Origin of the sequence: Streptomyces sp. NPDC060198, assembly GCF_042728415.1 — a bacterium.
Classification (GTDB): domain Bacteria; phylum Actinomycetota; class Actinomycetes; order Streptomycetales; family Streptomycetaceae; genus Streptomyces.
On sequence record NZ_JBHWZJ010000223.1, the window covers coordinates 1 to 11,715 of the forward strand.

At 69.9% G+C, this 11,715-nt stretch carries 8 protein-coding genes; 2 read left to right on the forward strand and 6 right to left on the reverse strand.

Features of this window, described 5'->3' with window-relative positions; genetic code table 11:
- Positions 1–2 precede the first annotated feature (2 nt).
- The 6 genes from ACFWEP_RS23660 to ACFWEP_RS23685 all read right to left on the reverse strand — a co-directional run bounded on the left by ACFWEP_RS23660 (position 3) and on the right by ACFWEP_RS23685 (position 8,676).
- Entirely contained in the window at positions 3–1,793 is a 1,791-nt protein-coding gene (locus ACFWEP_RS23660) for a hypothetical protein (RefSeq protein WP_387372609.1), read from the reverse strand.
- A gap of 280 nt (positions 1,794–2,073) precedes the next feature.
- The gene (locus tag ACFWEP_RS23665; RefSeq protein ID WP_387372611.1) at positions 2,074–3,087 is read right to left on the reverse strand and encodes a LacI family DNA-binding transcriptional regulator; all 1,014 of its coding nucleotides are present in this window, start codon (positions 3,085–3,087) and stop codon (positions 2,074–2,076) included.
- Positions 3,088–3,203: 116 nt separating this feature from the next.
- On the reverse strand, positions 3,204–3,965 hold the full coding sequence (locus ACFWEP_RS23670) for a carbohydrate ABC transporter permease (protein WP_387372624.1): 762 nt from the start codon (positions 3,963–3,965) through the stop codon (positions 3,204–3,206).
- 98 nt (positions 3,966–4,063) lie between these two features.
- Positions 4,064–5,041 carry a carbohydrate ABC transporter permease gene (locus tag ACFWEP_RS23675; RefSeq protein ID WP_387372614.1) on the reverse strand — a complete coding sequence of 326 codons (978 nt, stop codon included), beginning with the start codon at positions 5,039–5,041 and terminating at the stop codon, positions 4,064–4,066.
- Between the two features lie 336 nt (positions 5,042–5,377).
- Entirely contained in the window at positions 5,378–6,631 is a 1,254-nt protein-coding gene (locus tag ACFWEP_RS23680; protein ID WP_387372615.1) for an extracellular solute-binding protein, read from the reverse strand.
- Positions 6,632–6,684: 53 nt separating this feature from the next.
- The gene (locus ACFWEP_RS23685) at positions 6,685–8,676 is read right to left on the reverse strand and encodes a glycoside hydrolase family 127 protein (RefSeq protein WP_387372618.1); all 1,992 of its coding nucleotides are present in this window, start codon (positions 8,674–8,676) and stop codon (positions 6,685–6,687) included.
- 374 nt (positions 8,677–9,050) lie between these two features.
- Here ACFWEP_RS23685 and ACFWEP_RS23690 point away from each other — a divergent pair, with 374 nt between their 5' ends.
- Entirely contained in the window at positions 9,051–10,070 is a 1,020-nt protein-coding gene (locus ACFWEP_RS23690) for a LacI family DNA-binding transcriptional regulator (RefSeq protein WP_387372620.1), read from the forward strand.
- A 204-nt stretch (positions 10,071–10,274) separates the two neighbouring features.
- Entirely contained in the window at positions 10,275–11,540 is a 1,266-nt protein-coding gene (locus tag ACFWEP_RS23695) for a DUF6357 family protein (RefSeq protein WP_387372622.1), read from the forward strand.
- The last annotated feature ends 175 nt before the right edge of the window (positions 11,541–11,715 follow it).

The window sequence follows — 11,715 nt, forward strand, 5'->3', positions numbered from 1 at the left end:
GTTCAGCCGAGCGTGATGTTGTCGAGTTCGGCGTAGCCGGTGCCGCCCGCGAAGTTGGGCGACCCCTTGGCGAGGCGGATCATGTTGTAGCCGGCGTTGAGGCTGACGTTGACGGTGGCCGTACCGGTCGGGTGGCCCCAACCGGACGTGGTCGGCGGGTAGGTGACGGTGGACCAGGCGCCGCCGTTGTAGGCGAGGCCCTGGGTGGAGTTGGCGCCGGTCGCGTTGGCGTACTTGACGGCCATCGTGTAGGTGCGGGCGGTGGGGACGTTCACGAGGAAGTCGACGAAACTCTGGTCGCGCATGTCCGCGCTGCCGTCGATCTGTCCGACGTAGCTGCCGCCGGACGCCGCGGTCGAACCGAAGCGGTTCGCGTTGACGACGGTGGCGTTCTCCGCCTCGTAGGTCTGCTGCCAGGTGGGAGTGCCGCTCGTGGACGTGATCAGGAGCTGGTACGCGTCCACCGCGTCCATCCCGGTGACGGGCACCGAGATGCTGCCGTCGGAGGCCACGGTGTAGGTCTGGGTCGAGACGGTGACCGGGGCGGCTTCCTGGGTGAAGCGGCCGGTGTTCTCCGTGCGGGAGAGGACCACCTTGACCTGGGAACCGAGCACACCGACACCGTTGACCTTGACGGTGTTGCTCCCCGAGTCGCCGCCGAAGACCACGTTGACCTGCTTGCGGCTCGCATCGTAGGAGGCGACGCCGTCGAGCCAGGACTGCGGGACGGTCTGGACGATGTTGCCGGACTGGTCGCCGTACCACTTGTAAGCCCAGTAGGAGGCGGTGGGCTTGTTGTTGTACAGCAGGCCGTTCATGGTGCCCGCCTCGTACCAGTAGGCGCGCTCGGCGTCGAGGATTCCGGCGCGCTCGAAGGAGGCCATGTAGTGCACGGCCACGCTGGGCTGGTCGACCTGGCTGGGCGATCCGTACTCGTTGACGGAGATCGGGACGTGCGGCAGGCCGAGTGAGTTCTCGATGGCCCGGAAGTCGTCCACGTTGGCCTGGATGTTCTGCCAGCCGGTGTTGGTGTCGAGCTGGTGCCAGACCGCGACGGCGGGCAGCGTGTTGGTGTTCTTGGCGTTCAGCATGAAGCTGTACATCCAGTTGTGGTCGTACACGGAGGCGCCGGGCCCGACGATCGGGGTCTTCGTGTCGAGGGCCCTGATGTCGTTGTAGCTGCGCGTCCACATGTCGTTGAAGGTGCCGGCGTTGCCGCCGGTGCTCACCGTCCAGTTGGCGTTGCCCTCGTTCCAGATCTCGTAACCCGCCACGTTGGTGGTGCCGGTGGCCGCGAGACGGGCCTTGACCATGGTGGCGAGCTTGGACTCCCAGTCGGCCCAGCTGACCCAGTTGTAGGGGAAGGCGCTGAAGATGTCCGGCAGCCGCAGGTACTGCTGCGCGCCCGCGCTGGTGACCTTCCCCGCGACCTTGAGGCCGTCGCAGCACGGGGTGGTGGCTCCGTTGCCGAGTTGCTTCGTGCCGGGCGGGGGCTGGGTGAGCGTGTTCAGGTGCAGCGGGTACAGCTGGTCGAGCGAGGGGGTGCTGGTCCCGGAGTCCACGCCGTACAGACCTCCCGAGACGACGTGGGTGACGGGGCGGACGGTAGTCCCGACGTTCACCGTCAGGGTGTTGCCGGCCGCGTGCGCGGGGACGGTGGCGAGGCTGCCGGTGAACGCGATTCCCAGAGCGAGGGTGACGCGCGCCGCGGCGCGCCGCATCCGGAAGGGCCGTCGGGCGACGGCCTCGTGTCCGGCCGCGTCAAAGGAGGTGGAATGCCGCTGATGGAACATGGTTTCCCTTCCTGTGGAGGCAGATTGGGGAAGCGCTTCCCCAATGACGTACGCGGTGCCCATCGGTGCGGTGCATGGCGACGGAGGGATGACGACGCCCTGGGCCGCCATCGGAGCGTGCGGCCAACTGGGGTGTTGGGGCGCTGTGTTGCCGCGATGTTTCACCCGACGGCCGGGGGTGTCAATACGTCGGGCAGGACTGCCTGGTCAGTGGCTCGGAAAAATGGATAAGCGCTTCCTCAATGTTGCGCAAGGACCCACGGATCGCGTCGTGCGTGGCTCAGGCGGAGGTCGACCCGCGCACCACGAGCGTGCAGGCGTGGAGACGCACCCCTCCGCCTACCGGCCGGGCGTCGATCATGCCGAAGAGGTCGCGGACGGCCGCCGCCCCCAGGGTGCGCAGGTTCATGTCCACGCTGGTCAGAGGCGGGTCGCACTCTTCCGCGAACAAGGACCAGTTGTCGAAGCCCGTGACGGCGACGTCGTCCGGAATGCGCCGACCCGACGCGCGCAGGACTTCGGTGACGCCGACGGCGATCTGGTCGGAGCCGCAGACGACGGCGTCCACGTCCGGCGCCAGGTCCAGCAGTCGCTCGGCGAGGGCCCGCCCGGAGCGCTGCGACCACTGCCCGTGCAACGGCGGGCAGACGGTCCCGAGGCCCGCCTCACGGAGCGCCGTCGCGATGCCTCTTCCCCGCTCGACGACGGCACGCCCCGGCTCGGGCCCGGTGATGACGCCCAGCCGGGCGCGTCCGGCGTCGAGTACGTGCTCGGTGATCTCGCGGGCGCCGGCCCGGTCGTCGGGGACGTGCACCACGTCCCCGGCCCCCGCCCCGGTCTCGCCGTAGACGTACGCGACGGGTCTGTCGAGCCAACGGCCGACGCTCGGGGTGAGCGCGTTGTTCTCGCCGACGACGAGGACACCGTCCACCTTCTGCTCGGCGAAACGCTCGACGATGCGACGCAGCCGCGCCGAGTCGCCGCGGGCGTCGGCGATGACCATGCTGAGGTCGACGTCGGCGAGGGCTTCCTCCGCCCCCAGGAGGATCGGCAGCACGAAGCGGTGCACGTGGCTGTCGACCACCACCAGGCCGACCGTGCCGGTGCGCCCGCTCATCAGGCTGCGGGCGATCCGGCTGGGCGTGAAGGACAGCTCACGGGCGGCTGTCAGGACCCGGGCCCGTGTCTGGTCGGAGATGCGATCCTGACCGTTGATCGCTTTCGACGCCGTCGTCAGTGAGACGCCGGCCCGCCGGGCCACGTCGGTCAAGGTCACCACCCGTTCGGACTGCATGCGCCGATTGTGGCAGGCGGCCCGCCGGGGCCGTCGATACCCCGGGGCGGATGCCCCGGGGCGGCCCGCAGCGAGTGCCGGCCCGGACGTGCCCGGTGCGGCGTCGGGCTCCGGAGTCAGTCCTTCACCGCTCCGGCGGTCACCCCCGCGGCGACGTACCGCTGAGCGAGGATCAGCAGCAGGGCGGCCGGTACGGAGGCGATCACCGCGGTGGCCATGATGGCGTTCCACTCCTGGTTGTTGTTGCCGATGTACTTGTAGATGCCGAGGGTGATGGGCCGCATCCCGCCGCCGGAGTCGAGGGTGTTGGCGAAGACGAAGTCGGACCAGGCCCACAGGAAGCTGAACAGCGAGACGGTGACGATCGCGTTCCGGCTGACGGGGAGGATCACCGACCAGAAGGTGCGCCAGGGGCCCGCACCGTCGATCCACGCGGCGGCGGTGAGTTCGGCGGGGATTCCGGTCATGAAGGCGTAGAAGATCATGACGCCGAAGGGGACGGCCAGAGTGGAGTCGGCGATGATCAGCCCCCACCACGCGTCCGTCAGGCCGAGGTCGACGAAGATCCCGTAGAAGCCCATCGCCATGACGATGCCCGGTGCCATCTGCGCGACGAGCAGGACCACTTGGAGCGCGCCACCGCCGCGGGGGCAAAGCTTGGCGAGCGCGTAACCGGCCGGTGCCGCGAGCAGCAGGGTCAGGGCGACCGTACCGAGTCCGATGAGCAGACTGGTGAGGAGGTAGGGCATCTGGTCGTCCAGGACGGCCCGGTACCCCTCGAAGGTGGGATGCAGCGGGAAGAGGTCCGGCGGCGATTTGCGCATGTCCTGCTGCGGCGTCAGCGAGACGTTGAACATCCAGTAGACGGGGAACAGCATCAGCGCGGTGAGGATCAGGCCGGTCACCGTCCGCGCGAGGCTGCGGTCACCCGTGCGGGTGTCGGTACGGGCGTGGGTGCGGGAGCCGGTGCGGGTGGTCATGCGTCCTGCCTCCTGGTGGTGCGGATGTAGAACAGTCCGAAGACCAGGGCGATGAGGATGAGGATGTTGCCGACCGCGGCTCCGGGGCCGAAGCGGGGCAGCAGTGAGCCGAAGCCGAGCTCGTACGACCAGGTGGCGAGGGTGGAGGAGGAGTCTCCGGGGCCGCCCTTGGTCATGATCCAGATGAGGTCGAAGACCTTGAGGGTGTAGACGAACCCGAGCATCAGGGTGATCGCGGTGACGGGCCGCAGCAGCGGGAACGTGATCCTGCGGAACTGCTGCCAGGGGTTCGCGCCGTCCAGGGAGGCGGCCTCGTAGATCTCCGCGGGGATGTTCTGCAGGCCGCTGTGGAGGATCACCAGGTTGAACGGGATGCCGATCCAGATGTTGGCCAGGATCACCGAGACGAGGGCCCAGTGCGGGGAGGTGAGCCAATCGACCGGGCCGATGCCGACGAGATGCAGCGCCCAGTTGACCACCCCGGACTCGCTGTTGAGCATCCACGCCCAGGTGGAGGACGACACGATCAGCGGGAGCAGCCAGGGCACCAGGAACAGCGCCCGCAGGGTCGCGGAGAGGCGGAAGCCCTTGCGGAAGAAGACGGCCAGCGCCAGTCCCGCCGTGTACTGCACGACGAGGGACGCCACGGTGAACACCATCGTGTTCCGCAACGCCGGCCAGAAGGTCGGGTCGTCGAACACGGTGGCGAAGTTGTCCCAGCCCGAGAACGGGGCGTTCCCGTCGACGAAGGAGCGGACCGTATAGGTGTGGAGGCTCAGATCGACGTTGCGGTAGAGCGGGTACACGTAGAAGACCGCGAGGTAGACGACCAACGGGGCGGCGAAGGCCCAGGCCGTCAGCTGGGATCGGCGGCGCCGCTGCCGTAGCGCGGATTCCCTCCGGCCGGCTTGCGTCGCCGCACCGGAAGAGGCCGCGGGCCGCTTCCGGGGGCGGTCGGTGCGGGCGAGGGTCATACGAGAGCTCCTAGGGTCCGTATCGAGTTCTGGGCTGGATCAGCCGCGAGCCCGGCCCGGAACTCGATACGGGGCCTGGGGTCGTTCGGGGTCCGGTGCCGTGTGGGAGAGGCGACCGAGGGAGCCGGGGCGGGACGTCGAGGCGGAGGAGGAGGCAGGGTCGGGGCGTCATCCGCCGACGGCGGCGCCGCGAGGCGGCACGCGTGCCCGGCGTGATCCGCACGCGCGGTGCGTCCTGGTTCCCGGCCGTCCCGGTCCACCCACCCGGAGGCGGGCCGGCACGAAGTGGGTGCGGAGCGGCGGGTGGCGCCCGCCACCCGCCTCCGGTCCCGTGCGTCAGCCGGCCTTGGACGCGGCTGCCTGCTGAGCGGCCTTCAGCGCGTCCTCGGGGCTCTTGCTCCCCGAGAGGGCGGACTGGACCGCACCCCACAACTGCTCCGAGATGACCGGGTAGTCGGTGCCCAGTCCGTCACTGGTACGGCCTCGCGCCGTACCGACGGCGGCGACCCACGGCTCCAGCTTCGGGTTCTCGGCCACCTGCTTGGCCTGCACGTCGGCCTGCGGCGCGACGTAGGAGAGGGTGGTGTCGGTGGAGAGCAGGTTCTCCGAGCTGGTCAGGCAGTCGACGATCTTCTTCGTCGTGCCGTAGCGAGCGGTGTCCGACTGCACGGGGACGGTGACGAACTCGCCGCCGGTCGGCGTGGGAGCGGCACCGCCGTCGCGGGCCGGAATGCTGATCACCCCGTAGTCGAATCCCGCCTTCTCGGCGTTGGCCAGCTGCCAGGTGCCGTTCTCGCCGAAGGCGTACTCGCCGGTGGCGAACTCCTGCCAGGCGGTGGTCTGCGTGTTCTGCAGGACGTCGTGCGGCGCCAGGCCGTCGGACACCCAGTCCTTCCACAACGTCAGCGCGTCCACGCCGTTCGCGTCGTCGAGCTTCTTCAGGTCGCCCTGGGCGCCCCAGAACCAGGGTTCGAACTGGAAGCTCCCCTCCTCGGTGCCTATGGCGGAGAAGGTGATGCCCTTCTTGCCGGCCGCCTTGACCTTCTTCAGTGCGGCGGTGAGGGAGTCCCAGTCGGTGAGGGTGGCGGCGTCCACCCCGGCCGCCTTCAGGACGTCCTTGTTGTAGAAGAGGGCGAGCGTGTTGGCGCCGATCGGGACGCCGTAGGCGGAGCCTTCCTGGGAGCCCGCACCGATGATGTTCTGCTGGATCTTCGAGGTGTCCAGTCCCACGTCGTCGGTCTTGGCCAGCATGCCGGCCGAGACCAGGGTGGAGACCACGGGGTTGTCCACCAGCATCACGTCGGGGGCGTTGTCCTGCTGGGCCGCCAGCAGGGCCTTGTTCCCGAGGTCGGTGGTGTCCATCCCGGTGCGCTTGACGGTGACGCCCGCCTTGGTTCCGCAGCCGGTCACCAGCTTGGTCCAGTCGGAGGAGGCGTCGAACTGCGGGTACGGGTCCCAGAAGGTGTAGGTGCCCTGGTCGGAGGAGGTGTCGCTCCCCGAGCCGGAGCCGCCGTCGGAACAGCCGGCGGCCGTGGCGAGCGTGCCCAACGCGAGCGCGGCGGCGATGGCACTGCGGCGCAGGTTTCTCATGATGACCTCGTTGTCGTGATGATGGAGGGACGGCAGTGCGATGGGGGGCGTTCTCAGAGCGTCGGCAGCCAGACGCGCATGCTGCCGGTGGTGCGGTTGGCCCACGCGTAGTAGGGCACCGCGGTCAGTTCCAGCGCTTCGCCCGGGACGGGCTCACCGGTGTCCCGGGCTCCTGTGGTTCCGGAGTCTCCGTGGGCGCCTGCCGGTGTGTAGGGCCACCAGTTCGGCTGGGCGAGGGTGCGCCGCCGGCCAGTGGCGACGACGGTGACGACACCGCCCAGCAGGTCGGGCCGCTCCTTCACGGCGAGGGGGGTCCGGACGTCGACGACGAGGTCGTCCAGGCCGCCGTCGGGGTGGTCCGCCTGTTCGAGGCAGTAGACGAGAGGCCCGTGCTCGATGGCGACGCACCCCCGGACCGCGTCGACGCGGGGGTCTGCGGAGACGAGCCGGAGAGAGAGGTCCAGGTCGAGTTCGACCCGGTCGCCCTCCGCCCAGACGCGCTCCACCCGCAGCCAGCCTTCGTCGTCCACGTCCGCGTCGACGGGGACTCCGTCGCGGGTGAGGGTGTACGCCGAGCACCACTGCGGGATACGGAGGGACAGTGTCCACGGTGTCCCGGCGGTCTTCTCCACGGTCAGGGCGACCGGGCCGCGCCAGGGGTACTCCGTCTCGACCCGCACCGCCACCTGCTCGTCGCCCGCCTGCCCGGTGCAGACACCGGAGGCGTACTGGTGGATCTGCAGACCGCTGCCGTCGGTGGACGCGACGTAGTGCTCCAGGCTGGCCAGCAGGCGCATCACGTTCGGCGGGCAGCAGGCACAGCGGAACCAGCGGGTGCGGCGGGAGGACTGGTCGCCGCCGGCACTGACGTATCCGTCGCGGACCTGGAGCGGGTTCACGTAGAGCCACTCCTCGCCGTCCAGCGACACTCCGGCGAGGAAGCCGTTGAAGAGGGTTCGCTCGATCAGGTCGCTGTACCGTGCGTCACCGGTGAGCAGCGCCATCCGCCAGCTGAACTGGATGGAGGCGACGGCAGCGCATGTCTCGCAGTAGGCACGCTCGTTGGGAAGTTCGAACGGGTCGCCGAAGTCCTCCTTGTCGTGGTGCGCGCCCACACCACCGGTCAGGTGGGTCTTGGTGGTGGTCATGGCGTGCCACAGCCGGGCGGCCGCAGCGGCCAGATCCCCCTCCCCCGTCTCGGCGGCCAGGTCGGCGACGGCCGCCAGCAGGTAGAGCTGGCGCACCGCGTGGCCTTCGACGGTCTCGGCTTCGCGCACCGGCACCCGGTCCTGGCAGTACGCCTCGTGGTGGTGGACTCCGTGGCCGTGCCGGTCGACGAAGTAGCCCGCGAGGTCGAGATAGCGCCGCTCCCCGGTCTCCCGGTACAGCTCGACCAGAGCCGTTTCCACCTCGGGGTGGGCGTCGAAACCGTCGAGGGGCTTGCCGCTGCCCCCAGGTCCGAAGACGCTGTCGATGTGATCGGCGAACCGTACGGCCACGGAGAGCAGTTCGGGCTCCCCGGTAGCCCGGTGGTGGGCGACACCGGCCTGGATGAGATGACCGGCGCAGTAGAGCTCGTGTCCCCACCGCAGGTCGGTGTAGCGGCCGGCGCCCTTGCCGGACTGGAACCACGTGTTCAGGTATCCGTCCGGCTCCTGCGCGGCGGACACCAGCGCGATGATGCCCTGGACCGTGGAGGCGAGGGCGGTGGTGTCACGGCCGGCGGTCGCGTCCTGGAGGAGCTGCCAGGAGGCCGCTTCCAGCCACTTGTAGACGTCGGTGTCCTGGAACGGGTAGTCGCCTTCGAAGGCGCCCTCGACGGCTCCGGCGACCAGGCGGAGGTTGTGCAGGTTTCCGGCGTTCTCCAGGAGCTCCGGCCCCTGGGGGATGCCGACGTCCGCGTTGACTTGGCGCCGTCGCTGCCAGAAACCCGTGGTCATCGTCGCGGTCGTCGGCCGGAGAATTGCCCTGGCCTGCTGACCGAGGCGGATCGGACCGGTGGCAGAAGGACCGGGGGCGGAAGGACCGGGCTTCGTACGGGACATGGAACTCCCCGGGTAGGGCGCACGCCTTCCTTGGACGGAGGCTGCGCGACTGAGGCATGTGTGCGCAATCGTTTTCAGCACCGGAAACGTAGGATCGCCTCGACATAGCGTCAAGGATTCTGACCAAACTCTCCGAAAATTTCCCGACGTTGGCCAACAGGCTGCGGGGATGGCACTATGGCCGCTGCGGCCAGGGGGTGTCTGACACATGGCGTCGGATCAGCGGGCGGTGTCCGGTGCAGGTGCGTCGCGAGGCGGAGAACCGCCCGTGTACGGGATGTACACGGGCGGCCCGACAACGCCGGAGGTGCCGTGCCGGACAACGCCCGCCCGACGCCCATGGTCAGACACCGCCTAAGAGCAAAGGATTACCTGTGACGGAGACCGCTCGTACCGGGACCAAGGCTCGGGTGACACTCGCCGACGTCGCCCACCTGGCCGGAGTCAGTGTGGGCACCGCCTCCCGCGCCCTCAGCGGCACGGGCCGGATGCGCCCCGAAACGCGCCAGAAGGTCCTGGACGCGGTGGAGGCCCTCGACTTCCGCCCCAACCATCACGCGCAGAACCTGCATTCGGGGCGCAGCTGGACGGTCGGACTCATGACGACCGACGGCATCGGCAGGTTCAGTACGCCCGTGCTCCTCGGCGCGGAGGACGCGTTGGGTGCCGGCAAGATCTCCGTCCTCCTCTGCGACACCCGCGGCGACGTGATCCGCGAGCAGCACCACTTGCAGGTACTCATGGACCGCCGGGTGGACGGTGTCATCGTCACCGGTCGCCGCACCGATCCCCGCCCGCCGCTGTCCGGCATCCAGGACATCCCGGTCGTCTACGCGTTGTCGCCGTCCACCGACCCGGAGGACATGTCGGTGATCTCCGACGAGGAGCAGGGGTGCCGACTGGCCGTGGACCACCTCCTCGCCTCGGGGCGGACGCGGATCGCCCACGTCACGGGCCCGGAACGGCATGCCGCCGCGTTCGACCGCGCGCGGTTCACCCGCCGGTTGCTCGAAGCGTCCTCGTTGGAACTGGCAGGCGGGCGGGCGTACTTCGGGAATTGGAGCGAGGCGTGGGGCCGGCGCGCGGCGAACATGGTGCTGCGGACCGCACCGGACGTCGACGGCTTCTTCTGCGGCAACGACCAGATCGCGCGCGGAGTGACCGACGCCCTGCGCGAGAAGGGCATCGACGTGCCGGACCAGGTGGCCGTCGTCGGCTACGACAACTGGGACATCATGGCGCTGGCCTCCCGCCCCCCGCTGACCACGATCGACGTGGATCTGATGGAGATCGGGCGGGTCGCCGCGCTCCGGCTGCTGGACGCCATCGACGACAAGGGAACACCGGGCGTGCAGAAGGTGCCCTGCAAGCTGGTGGTACGCGACTCGGCCTGAGCCGGGGCCGGGCGGCCGGGCGGGCTCAGGAGGGGCGGGCGGTCAGGGGCGCTCCGTCGGCCGCGAAGCCTTCGCCCGCTCGATGCCCGATGCGGTCCGCTCGGTGCCGATGAGGTGGTGTGCGCGGGTGGGAAGGCGAAAGCGGCCGGTCGGACCGGGGCGGGCAGGTCCCGACGGTCTCGTCCGATGGGGAAGACTGAGCCCATGAGAGACATCGTTTTCACGCGCGGGACCGGCTGGATCCCGAACGTGGTGCGCGAGGACGGCCGGCTGAAGCTGCTGCTCGGAGCAGGGGCCGACGCCAACCACGAGCCCCGCACCTTCACGTTCCCGATCGGGGAAGCCCATCTCGCGGTGATAGGTGAGGACCTGGGCAGACACCTGCTGTTGTGGAGTGCGGTCCTTCCGTTGTGCGACGCGGCAGGAACGCGGGGCATGCTCGACGAGAACGCCGCCGTCGCCCTCCTGGACCCGATCCTGCTCTCCGCGCCCGCTGACGTCGACGCGCTCTTCCGGCGCATCCCGTGGGAGCGGAGTCGGCTCATCGCCCACGGGGCCGACATCAACGCGCTCGAACGCGGCCAGGTCTGCGCGGCGATGCGCACGGCGACGGAGACGTCCGACGGGAAACGCGCCCAGGAGTACGCCGTGAACCGCCGTCGCGCCGAGCGCGGAGCGGCACTCGGTCCTCTCGACGCCGCGATTCTGAGGTACACGGGCCAGTACCTGCACGGCTCGACCGTTCCTCGGCGCCTGCCCGAGGCGGTCGACGCCGCGCTGCTTCCCGAGGTCATGCGGGTCGTCGCCACCGCGGAAGAGGCGTGCGCCGGGATGCGGATCGGCCGCGATCCGCGGCGGGGAAGGCGCGCCACCGACAAGCGTGACTGGGACCGGATGGCGGCTGCGGTGGACGGGGCCGTGCGCCGTGCACACCCCGCGCTCGTCGACGAGGCGGTGCGGACCGTGGGCTTCCTGATGTGCTCGGAGGCCGCGGACCGCTCCAGGAGCACGCCCATGGACGATGACGAGGATGGAGCCGGAGACCGCGCCGGCCTCGGTGCGGGTGCGAGAAAAACGGCCCTGTTGTTCACCGACGACAAGGAGGTCGAGAAGAAGTGGCGCTCGGACGGTTCCCGCACCGCCACCGCGGAGTTCTGGGAGTTCGTCGCCGATCGCTCGGCCGGGGACAACGAGGTGTTCACCATCGAGGACGAGCGGATGGGCGAGGGGCTCCAGCTCCACTTCTACGCGGACTCCATCGCCCGCGTGACGACGGTGCGCGAGGGTGTGGGCGGGGCGGATCCGGAGTACCGGGTCGAATACGGCCTGGTCGACGGGATCGGCGAGTACCGAACACTGGTGCGCGACTTCGTCCGCGGCGGCTGTGCCGCGCTCGAACGGCCCGGCTTCTGGATTCCGGATGCCGCTGAGTTCGAGCGCGAGCGGCAGCGGCGGCGGGCCGCCGGGTGACGCGGGCGGGGTCCCTCGCGCACCTCGTCGGAGGGACCTGCGAACGGGTGGGTAGGTAAATCCGCGTGCCGGTCGGGTCGGCGGCCTCGCTCGACGTCACCGGTGGGGTTCCGGCCGTGTCCCTCGCCCGCGAACGGTCGGGCGCGGCCGGGGCCGGTACTGGCCCCGGCCGCTC

Excerpts from the sequence above, each read along its gene's own strand:
- ACFWEP_RS23660 (WP_387372609.1), bottom strand. The coding sequence starts at position 1,793 with ATGTTCCATCAGCGGCATTCCACCTCCTTTGACGCGGCCGGACACGAG.
- ACFWEP_RS23665 (WP_387372611.1), bottom strand. The coding sequence starts at position 3,087 with ATGCAGTCCGAACGGGTGGTGACCTTGACCGACGTGGCCCGGCGGGCC.
- ACFWEP_RS23670 (WP_387372624.1), bottom strand. The coding sequence starts at position 3,965 with ATGCTGTTCCCCGTCTACTGGATGTTCAACGTCTCGCTGACGCCGCAG.
- ACFWEP_RS23675 (WP_387372614.1), bottom strand. The coding sequence starts at position 5,041 with ATGACCCTCGCCCGCACCGACCGCCCCCGGAAGCGGCCCGCGGCCTCT.
- ACFWEP_RS23680 (WP_387372615.1), bottom strand. The coding sequence starts at position 6,631 with ATGAGAAACCTGCGCCGCAGTGCCATCGCCGCCGCGCTCGCGTTGGGC.
- ACFWEP_RS23685 (WP_387372618.1), bottom strand. The coding sequence starts at position 8,676 with ATGTCCCGTACGAAGCCCGGTCCTTCCGCCCCCGGTCCTTCTGCCACC.
- ACFWEP_RS23695 (WP_387372622.1), top strand. The coding sequence starts at position 10,275 with ATGAGAGACATCGTTTTCACGCGCGGGACCGGCTGGATCCCGAACGTG.